This window comes from Bacillus sp. JNUCC-22 (assembly GCF_018861275.1).
In the GTDB taxonomy this organism is placed as follows: domain Bacteria; phylum Bacillota; class Bacilli; order Bacillales; family Bacillaceae; genus Bacillus; species Bacillus velezensis.
In genome coordinates this window covers 2,074,868-2,093,648 of the sequence record NZ_CP076408.1, presented here as the reverse complement: position 1 = coordinate 2,093,648, position 18,781 = coordinate 2,074,868, and the positions used below count along the sequence as shown (strand labels likewise).

The following is an 18,781-nucleotide window of genomic DNA, read 5'->3' as shown; positions in this document are numbered from 1 at the left end:
TCTTTTTTTGATTTGTTTGTGGTAAGTATCTTAATAAACGGCTTTATCGGTACTGATATTAATCACATGCGTCACTTCTTGCAGCAAAGCGGCTTCTGCGACATTTTGTCCGCCGATAAGGTTGGTTTGAATGGCTTCAAAGGGATTATCCTCACATGTCGGAACCTGCTTCAGCGCAGCTGTGTGAAAGACAATATCAACACCTTTCATCACTTGGTTGACTCTTCTGTAGTCACGAACATCGCCGAGCACAAACGACAGTCTTTGTTCATCCGCGTATTTTTGTTTCATCACATATTGTTTGCTGTCATCTTTGCTGAACACAATGATTTCTTTAGGGGTTAAGAGCAAAAGGCGTTTTACAATTTGGCTTCCGATTGATCCTGTCCCGCCTGTGACGAGAACAGTTTTATCGTGAAAAAACGGTTGTAGCTCTACTGCTTGCTGTTTAGGCATGGCTTATCCTCCAACTCTCGTTTCTCTACCATGCATCATATGTTGAACAATTTCAGCGAGTTAATGAAAGAAACCAATAAATCAAAAATTAGAGAAAAACATTAATCTGATGCGCTTTCATATCGCTTTACCCGGTTAATAGAATAGAACTTACAAATAAAACAATGTACTAAATATTCATCGAGAATATTTGCTCACGTCAATTTTTTCTCTTCATAAATTCTCATATGCGGACAATCTTCACAAAAACTTAACACTGAACTTCCTGTATGTATTTTACAATTAAGGTGCATTTTCATAAAAGGAGGAAGGAAAATGAATCATTCAAAAACACTTTTGTTAACCGCGGCAGCCGGATTGATGCTCACGTGCGGTGCGGTTTCTTCCCAGGCCAAGCATAAGCTGTCTGATCCTTATCATTTTACAGTGAATGCGGCGGCAGAAACGGAGCCGGTTGATACAGCCGGTGATGCAGCTGATGATCCTGCGATTTGGCTGGACTCCAAGAATCCTCAGAACAGCAAATTGATCACAACCAATAAAAAATCAGGCTTAGTCGTGTACAGCCTAGAGGGAAAGATGCTTCATTCCTATCATACCGGGAAGCTGAACAATGTTGATATCCGCTATGATTTTCCGTTGAACGGAAAAAAAGTCGATATTGCGGCGGCATCCAATCGGTCTGAAGGAAAGAATACCATTGAGATTTACGCCATTGACGGGAAAAACGGCACATTACAAAGCATTACGGATCCAGACCGCCCGATTGCATCAGCAATTGATGAAGTATACGGTTTCAGCTTGTACCACAGTCAAAAAACAGGAAAATATTACGCGATGGTGACAGGGAAAGAAGGCGAATTTGAACAATACGAATTAAATGCGGATAAAAATGGATACATATCCGGCAAAAAGGTAAGGGCGTTTAAAATGAATTCTCAGACAGAAGGAATGGCAGCAGACGATGAATACGGCAGTCTTTATATCGCAGAAGAAGATGAGGCCATCTGGAAGTTCAGTGCTGAGCCGGACGGCGGCAGTAACGGAACGGTTATCGATCGTGCCGACGGCAGACATTTAACCCCTGATATTGAAGGACTGACGATTTACTATGCTGCTGACGGGAAAGGTTATCTGCTTGCATCAAGCCAGGGTAACAGCAGCTACGCGATTTATGAAAGACAGGGACAGAACAAATATGTTGCGGACTTTCAGATAACAGACGGGCCTGAAACAGACGGCACAAGCGATACAGACGGAATTGACGTTCTGGGTTTCGGTCTGGGGCCTGAATATCCGTTCGGTCTTTTTGTCGCACAAGATGGAGAAAATATAGATCACGGCCAAAAGGCCAATCAAAATTTTAAAATGGTGCCATGGGAAAGAATCGCTGATAAAATCGGCTTTCATCCGCAGGTCAATAAACAGGTTGACCCGAGAAAACTGACTGACAGAAGCGGAAAATAAACATGAAAAAAGCAGCTTATCCAAGCTGCTTTTTTTGATGTGAAGAGCGTTTCATGAGAAAGTCCTGGAACGGATAGCCGCAAGCACAGCCGGCAGCCGGTCATACGTGTACGCCGGTACTGTCTCTTGGTAATTAAGCGCCGCGATTTGTTTACGTTCACCCGGGTTTGCCATATAAAAATGGATCTTATCCGCAAAATCCGCAAGCCCGCTGTAAGAAACAAAGGATGAAAACGGGGGCGCGGGAGAAAGGTCTGTCAGCTGAAAGGCCTGACAAGCCGCAATGTCTAAGCTTCTCGTATTTAAACTGATATTTTCGATGCCGCGTCCGTTCTGATTGAGCGCAAACCGATAAGAACGGTGAGGGTTTAAGACCACGTCTGCGCTGTTGTAATATAATGCGGCATGTTCGGGTTCAATCCATTCATCCATTACGAGCACATTTTGCTGCCTGGCGATTTTTTTAGGCAGATGTCTGCGCCATCCCTTCCCGATAATACGAAGCGTATACGGAAGCTTCGCCGCTGCTTTCACCAGTTCAACGCGGTTCGGGTAAGGGTATCCGATCAGAAGCAGATTTGTGTGAAGAGAGGCTTCAGCAGGTTGTTTCTTAAAAAGCCGCTGATTAACGGGGATCGGGACATAATATACGTGCTGTAAGCCCATTTGCCGGTAAGCATCAAGCGCGTTTTGTTCTATCGTCAAAACGGCATCGGCGAAAGGGGCGATTGTCATGCTCACATCGAAATAAAAAGGATCCTCCGTCATCCATAGATAAACGGGAATCTGTTCTGTCTTCAGCCATTGAAGCCATTCAGACGGAATACGGTCTCCCGTCATCATCAGACTGATGTCTGGTTTGAATGCCCGTATACTGCGGATGGTATCTTCCTCAAACTCAGAAACAGAAAAAAAGCGGACGGAAGACTGTAAAAAGCCTTCCTCGATCCAGCGGTCAAAATACGTGTATATGCCTTTATATCCTGAACGGATATATAAAACGTTCATATGCTGTTACGAAGTGAACGTGACACTTTCAACTTTGTCGACGTCAAGCAATGTTGTAGCAGAGCCTGCCGGTGTAACGGAATTTTCCTGCGTAACAAAAACGATTCCGTGAATTTCGTCAAAGGCAACAAATTGAACCGGGCCGATCATGTCTCCTGAATCCATCACAATGCTGATGACAGTGCCGGGCTGAATTCTTGCAAAAATCCATCTCGCCGCTAATGAAATACCGCTTCCCAATACAGATTGTGCGCTGAGACTGTCTTTCGCCGCTGCTTCATCTACTTTTGCATCAATTGCCGATTCCAATAAATCTTTTACTTTGTTTTCCACATTATCTCCTCCATCTGTGCCGCCAGATAAAGCGCTGTTGTCAAATACAGGGGCTAAAAGAGTTTTCAATAACGCCTTTTTAAGCTCCAAACGATCCTCGCTCATGCGAACATACACCTCCTTTAACAATTTCAACCTCACGTTTATTCATATTCCTGATTGAAGAGATTGGTATAAGTCGAATGCCGTTTTGCTTGTGTTTTTTTCAATATTTAATCAAACAGCTGAATTTTCGAATCAGGCTTTGTTTGCCTATGCGGTTTGTAAGAGTATGACATACGTTGTATAGATTAAAAAATGAAGGAGAGGAATATTTTGGATTCGGAAGAAACTGTAAAACACGGGGGTTTTGAGGAGGAATTTCAGCTCGTACTGCTTCTTCTTCTTTTGTTATCCCGTCAGCCGTCCGGAGATCATTCAGATTTGCGGCGTCAGCTTGTAATGGCAAAAGAGCTTGGGGTTCCTGTATCACGCGTCAATCTGATTAACGGCAGCACACTGCAAAACGTAATTGTCAAAGAAGTGCTGTCAGATTTGGCCGTTTTTCAAAATCCGCTCAATAATACGAGATCAAACGTCGCGATTTCAAGCATCGTCAGCTGGGGTGCTTTTTAATAACGGATATCAGGCTCTGTCTCTTTCGGAGCCGTTTTTTATGTTTTTACAGAAGGGGTGATGGGATGGAAAAGAAGATCTCAATTATCTTAACGAGTTACAACAAACCGGATCTTGTGAAACAGGCGATTGAAAGTGTTTTGCATCAGACCTACAGCAATTGGGAGCTGTTTGTAATGGATGATCATTCAAATGAAGAAACCTCGGCTGCCATCAGTACGTATATAAAAGATCCTCGCATATATTATGACAACAGTTTTATCAATCCTGCCGAACGGCTGAAGTCCACCCGGTATGCCGTTTTGATTAATGATGCGCTTTCACGGGCTAAAGGCGAATACATCACTTATTTGACAGACGACACCGTATTTCATCCGGATAGGCTCAGCCGCATGGCGGAAGCGCTTAATCAATACAGCGAGTTTGATGCCGTCTATTCCAGCCAGAAGGTGATACATGTAAACGGGCGCGGAACAGAACAATTCCACTTCTATCGTTTTGCTGAAGAGGTGCTAGATCAGGCCGCTTTTCTCGTTGATCACTGTTCAGTGATGCACCGGAGATCATTGCTTGAGCGTGTGAAAGAGAAGTTCGGCAGCTTTTGGGACGAAGATGTTATGCATTGGAATCACGGAGACTCTGTTTTTTGGAGCAGGCTCAACACATTTACATCATTTCTGCCGATAAAAGAAGTGTTGGATACGACCTATAAAACACCCCACTCATTTCAGAACACGTATCAATCGCTTCCGTCTGTCCTGATCGACGGATCCTTTGTAAAGGGGACGGATCAGAAAGTATATCAGCTTGACCGAAATAAAAGGAAGCCTGTAAACGAGCGCTGGCATTCGTTATATGAAGGCAGAACCGTCGTCATTCCGGATCCGTTTTTATTTCAATATGAGGAAGAGAACTCCGTCAGTATTCCGAATTTTCAGCTCGTCAGGGATCAGTTTCATGTTTATTTTATAGAAGACGGGGAGAAAAGGCTGGTTGATCATAGCGCATTTCGCTTTTACCGATTTAAACAGCATGACATCCCGGCTTTAGAGCGGGCCGAAATACAATCGCTTCCGGACGGTCCGCCGATCAGCCGGGAGACATCGGGCTGTATTCAACATCTGCCCGGGAGAATGCTGTTTCGCATTGAACGGGAATTTTATGTTTATTTGAGAGGGGTTCTCCATCCGATCAGTCATGACGTAGCGAAACGCTTTTTTGCGAATCAGAAGGCGATACCCATTTCCTTTCAGCAAATTAAACAATTACCAATTGGAATGCCGTTCTATCCGGTGTACGATGAAATTATGAGAAATCTCAATATAACAAAAGGTTGAGAGATGCAGTCGGATGTGTAAGGAAAAGGAGAGCTTTTATGACCGATCAATTTGATAAAACCGAGAAGCAGTATATAGAGCTTACTTCCGGCATTCAGAGGTTCGAGCATTTCAGTGTATATACGGACCCTTTTTTGCCGCAGATTTTTTCGCATAACTTTGTTCAGCTGCACCGTACATTTCCGTTAGACAAACTCCTGCCGTTTTTTTCGTCCGTTCCGGGCATGCTTCAAGCCAATTATATTCATGTGAAAGCGGCTCCGGAGCACACGTTTCCGCTTCTTCTGAAACAAACTCTGGTAAAACAGGGCTGCGTAGTGGAAGATGAGCTGTTTTTTGCAAGGAAACTGGAAAATGGGGACCTGCAGGCCGGGCACCCGCTCACTGCTTGGGGGACGGAAAAAAGCCTCGCCGACGGGTCGTCTATTATGAACATCTATGATGCCCTTTACATTGGCGAGGCGGCGGCCGAACAAAAGCTTGAGCGGAAATATCCTTTGTATAAGGACGGAACGGTTATGCTTGTCGTGTGCTACAGCGACGCCTCGCAAACGATTCCGATCGGCTGCGGAGAGCTTTTCATCAACAAAGCAGATAAAACCGCAAAAATAGAAGAAGTCGCAATTCTGGATCAATTCCAACGAAAAGGCTACGGATCGATATTGATGAATGAGCTGATGGCGGCGGCAAAGCTGAACGGCATGGAAACCGTATACCTTGTGACGTCCGGGATGGACGGTGTAAACCGCTTTTATGAAAAACTCGGTTTCAAAAGATTTCGGCGCGTGCATACAATTTTTCATTATTTTCTTACATAGTTGGGCATTCGCATAAACCAATTGGGAGTTGGCCCGCATACAATGCCGTATATCGTAAGAAGAAAGGATGATTTGCGTATGTACGGATACGGATATGGCTACGGTTGCGGCAGTTTTGGCTATGGTTACGGGCACGGCGGCTGCGGAGGCGGAACCAGCACTTTTGTGCTGATCGTTGTATTGTTTATTTTATTAATCATCGTCGGTGCGGCTTTTATTTGTTAGACTGAAAAAAATCCTATAATGAAAATCAGCCTGCAGAGAACATCACTTTCTGCAGGCTTTTTGTTATTTCCATGCTGAAAAATCAGCTTGAAAAACATTTTAATACATATTACCTTTCTGGAGAAGGGGGAGAAAATGTGAACATAACGATTGAAGAATTACCCGAATCCAGAATTGCTTATTTCCGAAACGTCGGAGAGTATGGCGGAAAGCAAAACAAAGAACTGATGGAGTCATTTAAAAACTGGGCGCAATTGAATGGCCTGCTTGATCATTCTGTCATTTTAGGAATTCCGCAAGATCATCCGAATCGTACTCCTAAAGAGAAATGCCGCTATGATGTTTGTCTTGTTATCAATCAAGACCATGTGCCTGAACCAGCCCAGATCGGTACATTTTCCGGAGGGAAGTACGCTGTTTTCTTGCTTGATCATACAAAAGAGGCAGTCAGTGGATTTTGGAACACTGTTTTTTCTGAGATCGAAAAAAATAATTTATCAATCAGAGAGAGCAGCCCATTATCGAAAGGTATACTTTACAAGAGGTGAATCATCATTTGTGTGAAATATTGATTCCCATACGGTAAAGAAGACGGGAATTTTCCGCCTTTTGCTTATACTGATTCAGATCAAAAATGATGTGATGATGAGCTGAGCAAAGAATAAAATCAACAATAGGAATAGAATTTCCAGAACGCTCTTCAGGCTGTCGGGACATCTCCGGCAGCCTGTTTTACAGAAAGGCATTTTCTGCAAAAAACTTTCTGAAGGATAAGAATGCGGTTATTCATCTGTTCATACAATGAAGCAAATGGGTTTTCGAGGTGGAAAGATATGGGGAGCTATTTAATCAAACCGGAGCTTGACGGGAATTATCCGTCAGTCAGTCATGGAAAGGGATCATATGTGTATGATCAGGAGGGGAACAAGTATCTTGACGGAGCATCGGGGGCGGTCACTTGCAATATCGGCCACGGCACAGAGGATATTATACAAGCTTTAAAAGAGCAGCTTGACTCTGTTTCGTTTGTGTATCGCTCGCAATTCACCAGTACTCCGGCAGAAGAACTGGCTTTATTTCTGGCCGATCATCTGCCGGGCGGGCTGAATTGGTCATTTTTTGTAAACAGCGGCTCAGAGGCAGTCGAAACAGCGATGAAAATAGCCGTTCAATATTGGCAGGAAAAAAGGCAATACCAAAAATCCGTCTTTCTATCAAGATGGGGCAGTTACCACGGCATTACTTTGGGAGCGCTTTCATTATCAGGGTTCTACGAACGGAGATACCGCTTCACCCAACTGCTTGAACGGTTTCCGGCCGTTTCAGCGCCTAATATGTATCGTTCTGAGCTGCAGGGAGAGGAATTTGTGAAAGCTGCGGCGGCTGAACTGGAAACGGCTGTTCAACGGATCGGTTCCTCATTTATCGCGGGATTTGTCGCAGAACCGATTGTCGGAGCAGCCGGGGCGGCCATCACTCCGCCGGCAGGTTATTATGAAGCGCTTGAGGAGGTCTGCCGCCGGCACGGTATTTTGTTTATCGCGGATGAAGTCATGACGGGGCTCGGGAGAACAGGGCGGATGCTTGCTTCTGAGCATTGGGGGATCGCACCTGATATCGCGGTGCTCGGAAAAGGGTTAGGCGCCGGTTACGCTCCGATAGCGGCAGCTGTTGCGTCTGATGACATCATTGAAACGATCAAGCGGGGCTCCGGGGTCATTATGAGCGGACATACGTACAGTGCCAACCCATACTGTGCAAGAGCGGCGCTTGAAGTGCTTCGCTATGTTAAGAAACACGAGCTGCTTCGGCAGTCAGAGGAGAAAGGCGTAATGCTGAAGCGGAAATTAGAAGAAATCAAAGAGCGCAGCGGGGTGATTGGGGATGTCCGCGGTAAAGGCCTCCTGATCGGGGTTGAATTCGTTAAGGATAAAACGACGAAGGACGTTTTTTCGAAAAAACAGGCCTTCACCGAAAAAATCATTAAAGCGGCAAAAAAACGGGGCCTGCTTATTTACCCTGCAAAGCCCGGTATTGACAGCGGAGAAGGAGACGCCGTCATCATCGCCCCGCCGTTCACGATTTCATATGCCGAGCTGGATGAGCTGTCAGATCTATTTTCACAGGCCGCAGAAGAAGTTGAAAAAATGATGAAGAAGGATTGAGCTGATATGTCTATTTTTCATAAAAAAATCGATATTCATGAAGCAATTGCCGATGTCAAGGACGAATCTGTCATCATGTTCGGCGGTTTTGGGGGAGTGGGTTCACCTCCGTCATTAATCGAAGCGATTTTGGAAAGCGGCGTTAAAGAGCTGACCGTCATCTGCAATGATGCCGGATTTCCGGAAATCGGCATCGGCCCGCTTATCGTTCATAAGCGGGTAAAAAGGCTGATCGCTTCCCATATCGGCTCAAATCCTGTCGCGGGCAGACAAATGACTGACGGAGCGCTTGAGGTGGAATTTTCGCCGCAAGGGACGCTTGCTGAACGGATTCGCGCAGGCGGAGCGGGGCTAGGCGGTATATTAACTGATATCGGCATTGATAACGCAACCGTTTGTGAAAACAAAGAAACCGTAACGATTGACGGAAAGTCCTATTTAGTTGAAAAAGCGCTGACGGCTGATTTCGCTTTTGTGTCCGCACATACTGCTGATGAATTCGGGAATCTGACGTTTGACAAAACGGCGCGCAACATGAACCCTCTGATGGCTGCGGCGGCCGAAAGAACATTTGCTGAGGCGGCAGAGATTGTGCCTGCCGGCGAACTTGACAGCGAGCATATTGTAACGCCGGGCGTTTTCGTGGAGGGTGTCGTGCAAAGTGAAGGAGTGAAGTGGAAATGGGCTTGGGAATAGCGGAAAGAGAGAGTATCGCGAGGCGGGCCGCCAGTGAAGTTACCTCAGGTATGATTGTCAACCTGGGGATCGGCATTCCTTCTTTAGTGCCGAACTTTCTGCCGGCCGGCATGGAGGTCATGCTGCAGGCGGAAAACGGCGTCCTCGGGATCGGCGGCAGTCCGGAGCGCGGAGAGGAGGATGAGCTTTTATGCAATGCGGCCGGGTTTCCTGTCAGTACAGTTAAGGGTGCTTCCTATTTTGATTCAGCTCTGTCTTTTGCCATGATCAGAAAAGGGCTGATAGATATTACCATTTTAGGCGCGCTCCAAGTCAGCAGGACAGGTGATCTCGCCAATTGGCTCGTGCCGGGAAAAAAAGTGCCCGGAATGGGCGGGGCGATGGAGCTTGCCCAAGGCGCGAAAAAAGTAGTTGTCGTCATGAGCCACACCGATCAGAAAGGCCGGTCGAAGCTTGTCGAAAGCTGTTCATTGCCGCTTACAGCAGCGGGCTGTGCAGATCTCATCATTACAGAGAAAGCCGTCATCAGCATAGATGATGGGGCTTTTGTTCTTGAGGAACTGCTGAATGGCACGACCATAGACGATGTCATTCAAACAACGGATGCCGAGATCAGATTGGGAGAATGTTTTCTTAAAAGGGGGCCTGTCCATGGATCAATTAGAAAAGAAAGTCACTGAGTGGGCGGAAGAAAACACAGCAAAAGCGGTAAGCTTGCTGAAACGGCTGATCGGGGAAAAAAGCACGTTCGGCCATGAATTTAACGCGCAGGCAGTCGTTTTAGAAAAACTGAGACAGTTTGACATGGATATTGATGTATGGGAGCCGAGTGTCAAACATTTGAAAGAGCATCCTTATTTTATATCAGAACGCGAAGACTTCCATGAAAGCCCGAATATCACAGCTGTAAAGAAAGGGGCCGGGGGCGGAAGATCACTGATACTGAACGGACATATTGATGTTGTCCCGGAAGGAAATCCCGCCGCATGGACGTATGAACCGTTTACCGCTGTTGAAAAGGACGGCAAAGTTTACGGCCGCGGGTCAACGGATATGAAAGGCGGCAATACAGCCCTCTTGTTTGCGTTAGAAGCGCTTGAAGCCTGCGGGATTACATTAAAAGGAGATGTTCTGTTTCAAAGTGTCATAGATGAAGAGTGCGGCGGCACGGGAACACTGGCGGCTGTTATGAGGGGCTACAAGGCTGACGGGGCGCTTATTCCCGAACCGACTAATTTAAAGCTGTTTGTTAAGCAGCAAGGGTCTATGTGGTTCCGCATTACGGTAAGGGGATTGTCCGCACACGGCGGCACCCGCTATGAAGGGGTGAGCGCCATTGAAAAAAGCCTGCATGTCATCACAGCCCTTAAAGAACTTGAACACGTCCGCAACGCCCGTATCACAGACCCGCTTTATCGGGACGTTCCGATCCCGGTTCCCATTAATATCGGCACCGTCCAAGGGGGAACGTGGCCATCATCGGTAGCTGACCGTGTGGTGATAGAAGGCAGGTGCGGAATAGCTCCGGATGAAACGCCCGAAGCAGTAAAAGAAGAGCTCGCAAGCTGGCTGAAAGATTTGGAGTACCGGGATGAGTGGTTTAAACACCACCCGGCGGAAATAGAATGGTTTGGGGCTCAGTGGCTTCCGAATGATCTCCCGGATGAGCATCCGCTGATTTCCGCTCTGGAATCTTCTTTTGAGAAAATGAAAGGGGCAAAACCGGTTCGTGAAGCGTCCCCGTGGGGAACGGACGGAGGGCTTTTGCAGCACGCGGGACAGACGCCGGTCATCGTCTTCGGGCCGGGAGAAGTCAAAGCGGCGCATCAGGCGAATGAATACATTGAAATCCGGGCGTTAATCGATGCCGTCAAAATCATTTCTCTTTTTATCATGGAATGGTGCGGGGTGGCAGATGGGGGTGACGGAGCTGATAAAGGAACTGAGGGCTGAAAAGGGAGCGGCCGAGATTGATGCAGACCGTTTCAATGAGCGGCTCAGAGTCATTCGTTATGACGGACAGATCACGGCGCTTATTCCGGCCGTTTTGGCAGAAGCAAAGCAAGAAGGAGCCCAAAAGGTAATTTTCTTTGCCAAGCGCGGCGATGAGCCGGAATTTGTCAAGCATCTTTTTATTGTTGAGGGTGTCATAGACGGGTATTACAACGGGCATGAGGCTGTTGTGATGGTGCGCTATTTAGCAGAGGAACGGAGACGGTCAGATTCATATGTATCAGAAGATTCGACTGTTGACCGTTTATATGAGACACCGCGGCGGGGACTGACTCAGGCAGAAAGCGCGCTGATGTTCAGAAAAGCGGACGAAGATGATGCAGACCTTTTAACGCACTTATATAAACATGTTTTTCTTACCTATCCGACTCCTGTCTTTAATCCCCTTTATATTAAAAAAACAATGAGAGAAAACACCATCTATTATGCCGCATTCGATCAGGATCGTCTCATTGGGGCGGCAAGCGCAGATATCAATCCGGTATTGGGGCACGCTGAAATGACCGATTGCGCGGTTCTGTCAGATTACAGGGGGAACTCCGTAACGGCACACTTGTTTAAAGCGTTGGAGCAGGAACTCGCGGGCCGGGGAATCATCCATCTTTTTTCCTTGGCCCGTGCAGCGTCTTACGGGATGAATGCTGTTTTGTACCATGCGGGATACGGCTACAGAGGCAGGCTTGTGAACAACTGCCGCATTTCAGAAGGGCTCGAAAATATGAATATATGGTGCAAGACTTTACGTTTGGCCATTCATAAGGAGGAATTCGTTTGACAAACAAATGGTTTCAGCCGAAGCGTCATTGGAAGGAGATTGAATTGTGGAAAGATGTGCCGGAAGACAAGTGGAATGATTGGCTGTGGCAGCTCACCCATACTGTAAGAACCGTCGATGACCTGAAAAAAGTCATTCATTTGACCGAAGAGGAAGAAGAAGGCGTCAGGATGTCTGTAAAAACCATTCCCCTGAACATTACGCCTTATTATGCTTCTTTAATGGATCCCGATAACCCGAGATGTCCGATCCGCATGCAGTCCGTGCCGCTGTCAGAAGAAATGCACAAAACGAAATATGACCTTGAAGATCCGCTGTTTGAAGATGAAGATTCACCGGTTCCCGGTCTTACGCACCGCTATCCCGACCGCGTTCTTTTTCTGGTGACAAATCAATGCTCGATGTATTGCCGATATTGCACCAGAAGGCGTTTTTCCGGACAGATCGGAATGGGGGTGCCGAAAAAACAGCTCGATGCGGCAATCGCTTACATCCGGGAAACGCCGGAAATCCGTGACTGCCTGATTTCCGGCGGAGACGGGCTTTTAATCAACGATCAGATTCTGGAATATATTTTGAAAAACCTGCGTGACATTCCCCATCTTGAAATTATCCGGATCGGAACGAGAGCGCCCGTTGTATTTCCGCAGCGGATAACGGATAACCTTTGTCAAATTTTGAAAAAGTATCATCCGGTCTGGCTGAACACTCATTTTAATACGAGCATCGAACTGACGGAAGAATCGGTTGCGGCGTGTGAAAAGCTCGTTAACGCAGGTGTTCCGGTCGGTAACCAGGCCGTTATTTTAGCAGGCATTAACGATTCGGTGCCGATTATGAAAAAACTCATGCATGATTTAGTGAAAATCCGCGTGCGTCCGTATTATATTTATCAATGTGATTTGTCAGAGGGGATCGGCCATTTCAGAGCGCCTGTGTCGAAAGGGCTGGAAATCATTGAAGGACTGAGGGGCCACACAACGGGCTTTGCCGTGCCGACCTTTGTCGTCGACGCCCCGGGCGGAGGCGGTAAAATCGCCCTGCAGCCGAACTACTTGCTCTCCCAAAGTCCGGAGAAAGTTGTGATCAGAAACTTCGAAGGGGTGATTACATCTTATCCCGAGCCGGAAAACTATATCCCGAATCAAGCCGACGACTATTTTGAATCTGTTTTTCCGGGAACGATGGCCAAACGTGAGCCGGTCGGACTGAGCGCCATTTTCGCGGACAAAGAGGTTTCGTTCACACCGGAAAATGTATCGAGGATCGACAGAAGGAAAACGTTTACATCCAACCCTGATCATGAAACGCTGAAAGACCGCAGGGAAAAAAGAGATGAATTGAAAGAAAAGAAATTTATTGCACAGCAAAAGAAAGAGCAAAAAGCAGGATCGGAAGTCGGAGGTGAGTCGCCGTGAAGCCATGCGAGTGGTGCGGCAATCAGAAGGCGTCAGCTTGTCAGGCGGCTGTGTACTGGGAGCTTCCTGACGGTACGAGGGCCATAGAAATTACAGAAACACCCGCATTCGCCTGTTCCTCCTGCGGCATGACTTATCAGGAGGAAGCGGTCATAGCGGAAATCGAAAATCAGCTTTTTTTAGTCAATGCAAAAAAATTACCGGAAACACTCACATATCAAGAGCTGATGGAGACAGAACGGATCTTGAAACGGAATTATTTTGACTTCTCCTAGTCTTCTTTTGTTGTAATTTCACACTTGAATTGTATAATAGTACAACAAAAGACAGTCATCAGGAGGGGAAACCCATGAAATCCTTTTATCACTATTTGATGAAATACAGGCATCCCAAGCCGCAGGACGCAATCAGCCAGTTTGCGAATCAGGCATACGAAGATCACGGCTTTCCGAAAACGTCAAGCGATTATCACGAGCTCAGTTCTTATTTAGAACTGAGCGCCGACTATTTAGAAACGATGGCGACATTTGATGAAGCTTGGGAAAAATATGAGACCGAGGTGCATCACGCCTGACGAAAAACCGCACATTGTGCGGTTTTTTTCTGTTGAAATCACTCGCTTATGAGCTGCCGTATGATCAAATCCCGTAACGCCGTCCGTTTTGATCAGCACGTAAACAAATCTTCCTGACGGCACGGATCATAAGGCAGGAGAAGGTATAGCTGCAGAGTTCACCGGATCAGGCCTGCTGCCGGCAGGGTCCCGTGTAAGGAGCCTCTTTTCACGGAGAAATAATCAAACATTTAAATGAAGTGAGAGGAATCAAATGATCCATTAGGTAAGACTGATGAGGCACTGACGTTTGGACGGAAAAGGGGATTTTATGTGACAAGGTTGAAGCGGATTGAAGTTGTGGCTTCATTGAAAGCCGAAACGAGTTTGGTTCTTCATGATAAACAAGCCATTGCAAATATGCGCCGGAATTGAGTCTCCATACATCTTCGATGATGTGTTTCACGGCAAATCTTGAACATCACGGCGGTGATATTGTCAACATGCCTTCGGGCCGGGTATTTACCTTTGCGTCATAGAGAAAAAAACAAAGACTCATAAAAATAGAAGCTTTTTGTCTCAGCATTGTTACTGCTCACTGCTCAGTCGATCGAGAGCGGAATGTCATCAGGCGCTTCTGTTACGGTAAGTGAAAAAACGCACAAGCATGTTGCGGTTTTTGCCATTTTGAACAGGTGCAGAAATAGATATTTCCTGTGGTTTTCATGCCCATGCGAAATGATGGCGGCCGGCATACGATAGCGTATGACAGTCCGCGGCAAGGGGGAGACAGCATGGAGCCAGATAAACCGAAATTTCAAGTGGGAGACATCGTGGTCGTCGTGATGTACGGAACCGTCGGCACCATTACGAAGGTTCATCAAATTGATAAACATTATCTTTACGAAGTCAATCATAATGAAGTGCTTTATTTTGAATCGTCCATCCAGCTTTATAAGGATTATGAGGGCGTGATCGTCGATATGGAGAAATTGGATATTGAATATGAATTTCTGATCGGCGACGTCGTATATGTAAAGGACTACGGAAAGGAATTATTCCGTGTCATCGGTCACAGAACTGAAATATGGAGATATTTAGAGGATGGCTGGGAGGATATTATTTATGAGCTGACTCGGCTGAAAGACGGAGAGTGGCTTGAAACGGAGGAAGAGGATCTCACGCTGGTTCTGAGAAAATATGAAATGGATCAGTTTGTGCATCAGCTGCTGTTTGTCCACTATGTTGGGGAAGCATCTCATGAGATCGGCGAGGATACCGTCGCGTCTGCTCTTCTTCAGTTTGAAGGCGATGCTGATGATCCCGATGCCCTGCATGTGCTGGCGGTATCGATTGTAGATGAGCTGCTTGATATTTATAACGATTATAAGATTCTTTATCATTTGTTCGGTGACGAAGAATATAAAGATATGATGAATTTTGTGCTGGAAAGCCTGCGGGAGCATTTCAGCTAGCCGGCAAAAAAACGGACGGTGACATATAAAAACCAGGGCAGACAGCCGGCAAAGATGACAAACGACATTCCTTTCAGCACTTTTTCCAATACGATATCAAATCCATCTCCGTCCAATAAAGCCATCATTTTCGTCATCATCTTTTCTCCCTCCGGGGCTTGTTTTTTAAAAGTATATGAGCGGACAAAACGTTTAGAACTTTCGGGTATAATTTGAACGGTTTTTTCATAAAACATAAAAAAGGAGGCGGTGTTTGCATGAAAGAAATAGATCTTGTGATTGACACAGAAGAAATAGCTGATTATTTTTACAGTCAGCTTGCTATGCGCGGGTACATACCGAGTGAAGAGGAAATCTTCGAAATAGCCGACATCACCTTTGATTATTTATTAGAAAAATGTATGATAGACGAAGAGCTTGATGAAGACTGAAACTGCGGAACCGAAGTGAAAAAGCTTCGGTTTTTTCAATCAGCTCGGGAGAATGAAACATGGGGGGAAAACGTTGTACAAGCCAGCAAGTCTTTTCGCATTGTTTATTCTGCTCGCAGCAGCGATCCGGATAGAAGCCGTCCGGGTTTTTGATGAGCGTGTCATAGAAGCGGCTGTCAGGATCAGGGCTGCCTGGCTGAATGAATTGATGTTATGGATAACGGAGCTCGGCACGACCGCGGTGCTTTTGCCGCTTCTTCTTTTGACAGGCGCGGCTCTGTATATGTACAAAAAAACGCCGGATGTTGTTTTTTTGCCGCTTCTCTTTCTCATTGAACGGATTGTAAACATAAAAATAAAAGAATTGATTGAAAGAGCCAGACCCGCTTTTGAACCGCTCGTCCATGAAACCTCATACAGTTTTCCGAGCGGCCACTCCATGAATTCGGCAGTGATGTATCCCGTCATCGCTTACTTTTTGATCAAGCATGTTCCGTTTTTCACGAAAAGAAAACGGGTCGTCACCGTCTTTACCGGGGTTCTCGTCATTCTGATCGGATTCAGCAGAATTTATTTGGGCGCGCATTTTCCGACGGATGTGCTTGCCGGATTCAGTCTCGGACTTTGCCTCGTTTCGCTTTTTGCGCTCTTTGACGAAAAGTATCATCCGTTTCGACAAAAATAGAGACAGGAGAAATGAGAAAAAACGCTAATACTATTAAGAAATAAGAGGGAGGGATCTTGATGCTGTTATCGCTGCCCGTGTTTAAAAAAAAGACTTGCGCCTATGATGTGACGATTTTTCAAACACCCCGCTACGGCGAGAAAAAGGGATACAGGGTCGTCTATCGGACAGAGCTGGCCGCTGACAATCATCAAGACGCACTGGAAAGGGCATTTTCTGTTTTTAATGTGCCTGATACGGTCCCAAACGACTATCAAGCCAGATTCATAGCGACCGGAGATGTCATACTCATAGACGAAGGAAGAAAAGGAAAGACCTATTACAGGCTTAACCCTGCGGGATGGAGCAAAATTAACCGGCTGCTCGTCCAGCCGAGGTAAGACGGGGCCGGCTGAATCTTCAGCCGGCTTCCGTATTGTCTGGGAAAGACAGTGTTAAGGCTTCCGTTTAGCGGCGGAATGCTCTTTTCCATGCGCTTCATCAGCTGCAATGACGTCTGAAACGGGCACGTGATTGTTCTTTTTCTGGCCGGTCACCCGGTTGCGCTGTTTTTTGCCCATTATGTTCACTCCTTTTTCTTTAGGCTTGTCATCCCGCATATTCTGCCCAAGATCGCCCCAGTCATGCTGATGATTGTCTCTTACCGTTATTCAGTGTACAATGGGTGGGAGTTTGAATAGGCAGGAGGAAAAGGAAATGAGTGTACATATAAACGCAGAAAAAGGCCAAATTGCGGATACAGTGCTTTTGCCGGGAGATCCGCTCCGAGCGAAATTTATTGCGGAAACTTATCTTGAAAATGTGGAATGCTATAATGAAGTCAGAGGAATGTACGGATTTACGGGTACATATAACGGCAAAAAAGTATCAGTCCAAGGCACCGGCATGGGTGTTCCGTCTATCTCTATTTATGTGAATGAACTGATTCAAAGCTATGATGTTCAAAACTTAATCAGAGTCGGCTCATGCGGAGCCATCCGTAATGACGTGAAGGTGCGTGACGTGATTTTGGCTATGACGTCTTCAACTGATTCACAGATGAACCGTGTCGCCTTCGGCAGTGTAGATTATGCTCCTTGCGCAGACTTCGAACTGCTTCATAAAGCGTACCAGGAAGCGCAAAAAAACAATCTTCCCGTAGCGGTCGGAAGCGTATTCACCGCCGATCAGTTTTACAATGAAGACTCCCAAATCGAAAAGCTTGCCAGATACGGCGTTCTCGGCGTAGAGATGGAAACGACTGCTTTATATACGCTTGCCGCTAAATACGGCAAAAAAGCGCTGTCTATCCTGACTGTAAGCGATCACGTATTAACGGGAGAAGAAACAACGGCAGAAGAGCGTCAAACGACTTTTCATGATATGATTAAACTGGCGCTGCATACTGTATCGTAAACTTGAGATGAGGGTTATGCTGATTAAAGCAGCCCTCTTCTTTATGCATCGCCCTGATTCAAAAAAAGAAAGGTAAGTGTAAAATGAAGAAATCCACTAAATGGTTCTCGCTCGCTGCCGCTCTCAGCGTAACCGCAATCGTGGGAACCGGCTGCAGCATTTCAGGCGGCGACAGCCACAAGGACACAAAAACAGCAGCTGAAACAAAACAATCAGATGACACATCAAGCAAAAAAACAACGAAGGCAGAAAACAGCGATTTTGTATTGGAGAGCAAATATTTTAATGATATTAAAGAAGTGAACGGGCTTGAGACCATTCAAAACCCGACAAATACACTTGCGCTCGTGAATAAGACATACACGCTGCCGGGAGATTATAAACCGAATGATCTCGTGATCCCGAAAGTCGAATTTTCTTTTACTGAGAAAATCGAGAAACGATATATCCGCAAACCTGCCGCCGATGCTTTGGCGGAACTATTTAGCGCCGGGAAAAAAGAAGGTTATGACCTGGTTGCCGTTTCAGGATACCGCTCTTATGACAGACAGAAAGTTATTTTCGATAATGAAGTCAGTCTGAAAGGTGAAAAAAAGGCGAAAGAAGCCGTCGCATATCCAGGGCAAAGCGAACACCAGACGGGGCTTGCCATGGACATTTCCAGCAAAAGCAACGGATATGAGCTGAATGAAGCGTTCGGAAACACGGCGGACGGCAAATGGGTGAAAGACCATGCGTATGAATACGGCTTTATCATCCGCTATCCTAAAGGCAAAGAAAATGTCACAAAGTATGAGTATGAACCATGGCATTTACGCTATGTAGGCAAAAAAGCGGCAAAAGCCATCCATGACCATCAATTAACGCTTGAAGAATATTTTAATGAAGTAAAGAAAGTGTAATAAGAAGAAGCCCG

General features: G+C 46.1%; 24 protein-coding genes and 1 pseudogene. 20 read left to right on the top strand and 5 right to left on the bottom strand.

Annotated elements, in window-relative coordinates:
* Nucleotides 1-30: 30 nt before the first annotated feature.
* Nucleotides 31-456 (bottom strand): SDR family NAD(P)-dependent oxidoreductase, encoded by a 426-nt coding sequence (locus JNUCC22_RS09950; protein ID WP_007612048.1) that lies wholly within the window; start codon nucleotides 454-456, stop codon nucleotides 31-33.
* Between the two features lie 315 nt (nucleotides 457-771).
* Between JNUCC22_RS09950 and phyC the strand changes: the two genes are divergently transcribed.
* On the top strand, nucleotides 772-1,923 hold the full coding sequence (gene phyC / locus JNUCC22_RS09945; RefSeq protein WP_216061674.1) for a 3-phytase: 1,152 nt from the start codon (nucleotides 772-774) through the stop codon (nucleotides 1,921-1,923).
* A 51-nt stretch (nucleotides 1,924-1,974) separates the two neighbouring features.
* Here phyC and JNUCC22_RS09940 read toward each other — a convergent pair whose 3' ends face one another.
* Together JNUCC22_RS09940 and JNUCC22_RS09935 are read right to left on the bottom strand one after the other, a co-directional pair.
* Complete coding sequence (locus JNUCC22_RS09940; protein ID WP_039063239.1) at nucleotides 1,975-2,931, bottom strand: CgeB family protein; 957 nt, start codon at nucleotides 2,929-2,931, stop codon at nucleotides 1,975-1,977.
* Nucleotides 2,932-2,937: 6 nt separating this feature from the next.
* Nucleotides 2,938-3,369: a hypothetical protein gene (locus tag JNUCC22_RS09935; RefSeq protein WP_031379006.1), complete on the bottom strand. Its 432-nt coding sequence runs from the start codon at nucleotides 3,367-3,369 to the stop codon at nucleotides 2,938-2,940.
* A gap of 210 nt (nucleotides 3,370-3,579) precedes the next feature.
* Here JNUCC22_RS09935 and cgeC point away from each other — a divergent pair, with 210 nt between their 5' ends.
* From cgeC to JNUCC22_RS09865, 14 genes and pseudogenes are all read left to right on the top strand, one after another.
* Complete coding sequence (gene cgeC, locus JNUCC22_RS09930; RefSeq protein ID WP_007407929.1) at nucleotides 3,580-3,879, top strand: spore maturation protein CgeC; 300 nt, start codon at nucleotides 3,580-3,582, stop codon at nucleotides 3,877-3,879.
* A 65-nt stretch (nucleotides 3,880-3,944) separates the two neighbouring features.
* The gene (locus tag JNUCC22_RS09925; RefSeq protein ID WP_039063238.1) at nucleotides 3,945-5,216 is read left to right on the top strand and encodes a glycosyltransferase family 2 protein; all 1,272 of its coding nucleotides are present in this window, start codon (nucleotides 3,945-3,947) and stop codon (nucleotides 5,214-5,216) included.
* A 38-nt stretch (nucleotides 5,217-5,254) separates the two neighbouring features.
* Nucleotides 5,255-6,034 carry a GNAT family N-acetyltransferase gene (locus tag JNUCC22_RS09920; RefSeq protein ID WP_031379008.1) on the top strand — a complete coding sequence of 260 codons (780 nt, stop codon included), beginning with the start codon at nucleotides 5,255-5,257 and terminating at the stop codon, nucleotides 6,032-6,034.
* Between the two features lie 78 nt (nucleotides 6,035-6,112).
* A complete protein-coding gene (locus tag JNUCC22_RS09915; RefSeq protein ID WP_014418145.1) occupies nucleotides 6,113-6,259 on the top strand; it encodes a YjcZ family sporulation protein in 147 nt (48 codons plus the stop codon).
* 137 nt (nucleotides 6,260-6,396) lie between these two features.
* Nucleotides 6,397-6,845, top strand: a pseudogene (locus JNUCC22_RS09910) (GyrI-like domain-containing protein).
* 247 nt (nucleotides 6,846-7,092) lie between these two features.
* Nucleotides 7,093-8,424, top strand: coding sequence for an aspartate aminotransferase family protein (locus tag JNUCC22_RS09905; RefSeq protein ID WP_039063237.1), 1,332 nt, complete (start codon nucleotides 7,093-7,095; stop codon nucleotides 8,422-8,424).
* A 6-nt stretch (nucleotides 8,425-8,430) separates the two neighbouring features.
* Entirely contained in the window at nucleotides 8,431-9,120 is a 690-nt protein-coding gene (locus tag JNUCC22_RS09900) for a CoA transferase subunit A (RefSeq protein WP_015240035.1), read from the top strand.
* Nucleotides 9,105-9,800: a 3-oxoacid CoA-transferase subunit B gene (locus tag JNUCC22_RS09895; RefSeq protein ID WP_039063236.1), complete on the top strand. Its 696-nt coding sequence runs from the start codon at nucleotides 9,105-9,107 to the stop codon at nucleotides 9,798-9,800. Before JNUCC22_RS09900 ends, JNUCC22_RS09895 begins: the two co-directional genes overlap by 16 nt.
* Nucleotides 9,766-11,073: a peptidase gene (locus JNUCC22_RS09890; protein WP_103715911.1), complete on the top strand. Its 1,308-nt coding sequence runs from the start codon at nucleotides 9,766-9,768 to the stop codon at nucleotides 11,071-11,073. The genes JNUCC22_RS09895 and JNUCC22_RS09890 overlap by 35 nt, the downstream gene beginning before the upstream one ends.
* Nucleotides 11,036-11,908: a putative beta-lysine N-acetyltransferase gene (ablB, locus tag JNUCC22_RS09885; RefSeq protein WP_020954041.1), complete on the top strand. Its 873-nt coding sequence runs from the start codon at nucleotides 11,036-11,038 to the stop codon at nucleotides 11,906-11,908. Before JNUCC22_RS09890 ends, ablB begins: the two co-directional genes overlap by 38 nt.
* Entirely contained in the window at nucleotides 11,905-13,326 is a 1,422-nt protein-coding gene (gene ablA / locus JNUCC22_RS09880) for a lysine 2,3-aminomutase (protein WP_031379013.1), read from the top strand. Before ablB ends, ablA begins: the two co-directional genes overlap by 4 nt.
* Nucleotides 13,323-13,601, top strand: coding sequence for a YokU family protein (locus JNUCC22_RS09875; RefSeq protein ID WP_012117773.1), 279 nt, complete (start codon nucleotides 13,323-13,325; stop codon nucleotides 13,599-13,601). Before ablA ends, JNUCC22_RS09875 begins: the two co-directional genes overlap by 4 nt.
* A gap of 74 nt (nucleotides 13,602-13,675) precedes the next feature.
* The gene (locus tag JNUCC22_RS09870) at nucleotides 13,676-13,900 is read left to right on the top strand and encodes a YozE family protein (protein WP_007407941.1); all 225 of its coding nucleotides are present in this window, start codon (nucleotides 13,676-13,678) and stop codon (nucleotides 13,898-13,900) included.
* Between the two features lie 773 nt (nucleotides 13,901-14,673).
* Nucleotides 14,674-15,354 (top strand): hypothetical protein, encoded by a 681-nt coding sequence (locus tag JNUCC22_RS09865; protein WP_072589175.1) that lies wholly within the window; start codon nucleotides 14,674-14,676, stop codon nucleotides 15,352-15,354.
* On the opposite strand, the gene JNUCC22_RS09860 is transcribed toward JNUCC22_RS09865, so the two are convergent.
* Nucleotides 15,351-15,494 carry a hypothetical protein gene (locus JNUCC22_RS09860; protein WP_012117771.1) on the bottom strand — a complete coding sequence of 48 codons (144 nt, stop codon included), beginning with the start codon at nucleotides 15,492-15,494 and terminating at the stop codon, nucleotides 15,351-15,353. The two genes, JNUCC22_RS09865 and JNUCC22_RS09860, sit on opposite strands and share 4 nt — an antisense overlap.
* Before the next feature lie 117 nt (nucleotides 15,495-15,611).
* On the opposite strand from JNUCC22_RS09860, the gene JNUCC22_RS09855 reads away from it, so the two are divergent.
* The 3 genes from JNUCC22_RS09855 to JNUCC22_RS09845 all read left to right on the top strand — a co-directional run bounded on the left by JNUCC22_RS09855 (nucleotide 15,612) and on the right by JNUCC22_RS09845 (nucleotide 16,850).
* The gene (locus tag JNUCC22_RS09855; protein WP_003153696.1) at nucleotides 15,612-15,785 is read left to right on the top strand and encodes a YozD family protein; all 174 of its coding nucleotides are present in this window, start codon (nucleotides 15,612-15,614) and stop codon (nucleotides 15,783-15,785) included.
* A gap of 73 nt (nucleotides 15,786-15,858) precedes the next feature.
* Nucleotides 15,859-16,470, top strand: coding sequence for a phosphatase PAP2 family protein (locus JNUCC22_RS09850; protein ID WP_015417649.1), 612 nt, complete (start codon nucleotides 15,859-15,861; stop codon nucleotides 16,468-16,470).
* A gap of 59 nt (nucleotides 16,471-16,529) precedes the next feature.
* On the top strand, nucleotides 16,530-16,850 hold the full coding sequence (locus JNUCC22_RS09845; protein ID WP_003153700.1) for a YodL domain-containing protein: 321 nt from the start codon (nucleotides 16,530-16,532) through the stop codon (nucleotides 16,848-16,850).
* A 54-nt stretch (nucleotides 16,851-16,904) separates the two neighbouring features.
* On the opposite strand, the gene JNUCC22_RS09840 is transcribed toward JNUCC22_RS09845, so the two are convergent.
* Complete coding sequence (locus JNUCC22_RS09840; protein ID WP_003153701.1) at nucleotides 16,905-17,030, bottom strand: hypothetical protein; 126 nt, start codon at nucleotides 17,028-17,030, stop codon at nucleotides 16,905-16,907.
* 136 nt (nucleotides 17,031-17,166) lie between these two features.
* Here JNUCC22_RS09840 and deoD point away from each other — a divergent pair, with 136 nt between their 5' ends.
* Both deoD and JNUCC22_RS09830 read left to right on the top strand, forming a co-directional pair.
* Nucleotides 17,167-17,865, top strand: a complete 699-nt coding sequence (gene deoD, locus JNUCC22_RS09835; protein WP_003153702.1) for a purine-nucleoside phosphorylase — start codon at nucleotides 17,167-17,169, stop codon at nucleotides 17,863-17,865.
* A gap of 83 nt (nucleotides 17,866-17,948) precedes the next feature.
* The gene (locus tag JNUCC22_RS09830; RefSeq protein ID WP_007407945.1) at nucleotides 17,949-18,767 is read left to right on the top strand and encodes a M15 family metallopeptidase; all 819 of its coding nucleotides are present in this window, start codon (nucleotides 17,949-17,951) and stop codon (nucleotides 18,765-18,767) included.
* The last annotated feature ends 14 nt before the right edge of the window (nucleotides 18,768-18,781 follow it).

Bases quoted from the DNA above. Each gene is read 5' to 3' on its own strand.
- JNUCC22_RS09950 (WP_007612048.1), bottom strand. From the start codon at position 456: ATGCCTAAACAGCAAGCAGTAGAGCTACAACCGTTTTTTCACGATAAA.
- phyC (WP_216061674.1), top strand. From the start codon at position 772: ATGAATCATTCAAAAACACTTTTGTTAACCGCGGCAGCCGGATTGATG.
- JNUCC22_RS09940 (WP_039063239.1), bottom strand. From the start codon at position 2,931: ATGAACGTTTTATATATCCGTTCAGGATATAAAGGCATATACACGTAT.
- JNUCC22_RS09935 (WP_031379006.1), bottom strand. From the start codon at position 3,369: ATGAGCGAGGATCGTTTGGAGCTTAAAAAGGCGTTATTGAAAACTCTT.
- JNUCC22_RS09925 (WP_039063238.1), top strand. From the start codon at position 3,945: ATGGAAAAGAAGATCTCAATTATCTTAACGAGTTACAACAAACCGGAT.
- JNUCC22_RS09920 (WP_031379008.1), top strand. From the start codon at position 5,255: ATGACCGATCAATTTGATAAAACCGAGAAGCAGTATATAGAGCTTACT.
- JNUCC22_RS09915 (WP_014418145.1), top strand. From the start codon at position 6,113: ATGTACGGATACGGATATGGCTACGGTTGCGGCAGTTTTGGCTATGGT.
- JNUCC22_RS09905 (WP_039063237.1), top strand. From the start codon at position 7,093: ATGGGGAGCTATTTAATCAAACCGGAGCTTGACGGGAATTATCCGTCA.
- JNUCC22_RS09900 (WP_015240035.1), top strand. From the start codon at position 8,431: ATGTCTATTTTTCATAAAAAAATCGATATTCATGAAGCAATTGCCGAT.
- JNUCC22_RS09895 (WP_039063236.1), top strand. From the start codon at position 9,105: ATGGGCTTGGGAATAGCGGAAAGAGAGAGTATCGCGAGGCGGGCCGCC.
- ablB (WP_020954041.1), top strand. From the start codon at position 11,036: ATGGGGGTGACGGAGCTGATAAAGGAACTGAGGGCTGAAAAGGGAGCG.
- JNUCC22_RS09870 (WP_007407941.1), top strand. From the start codon at position 13,676: ATGAAATCCTTTTATCACTATTTGATGAAATACAGGCATCCCAAGCCG.
- JNUCC22_RS09865 (WP_072589175.1), top strand. From the start codon at position 14,674: ATGGAGCCAGATAAACCGAAATTTCAAGTGGGAGACATCGTGGTCGTC.
- JNUCC22_RS09860 (WP_012117771.1), bottom strand. From the start codon at position 15,494: ATGATGACGAAAATGATGGCTTTATTGGACGGAGATGGATTTGATATC.
- JNUCC22_RS09855 (WP_003153696.1), top strand. From the start codon at position 15,612: ATGAAAGAAATAGATCTTGTGATTGACACAGAAGAAATAGCTGATTAT.
- JNUCC22_RS09845 (WP_003153700.1), top strand. From the start codon at position 16,530: ATGCTGTTATCGCTGCCCGTGTTTAAAAAAAAGACTTGCGCCTATGAT.
- JNUCC22_RS09840 (WP_003153701.1), bottom strand. From the start codon at position 17,030: ATGGGCAAAAAACAGCGCAACCGGGTGACCGGCCAGAAAAAGAACAAT.
- deoD (WP_003153702.1), top strand. From the start codon at position 17,167: ATGAGTGTACATATAAACGCAGAAAAAGGCCAAATTGCGGATACAGTG.
- JNUCC22_RS09830 (WP_007407945.1), top strand. From the start codon at position 17,949: ATGAAGAAATCCACTAAATGGTTCTCGCTCGCTGCCGCTCTCAGCGTA.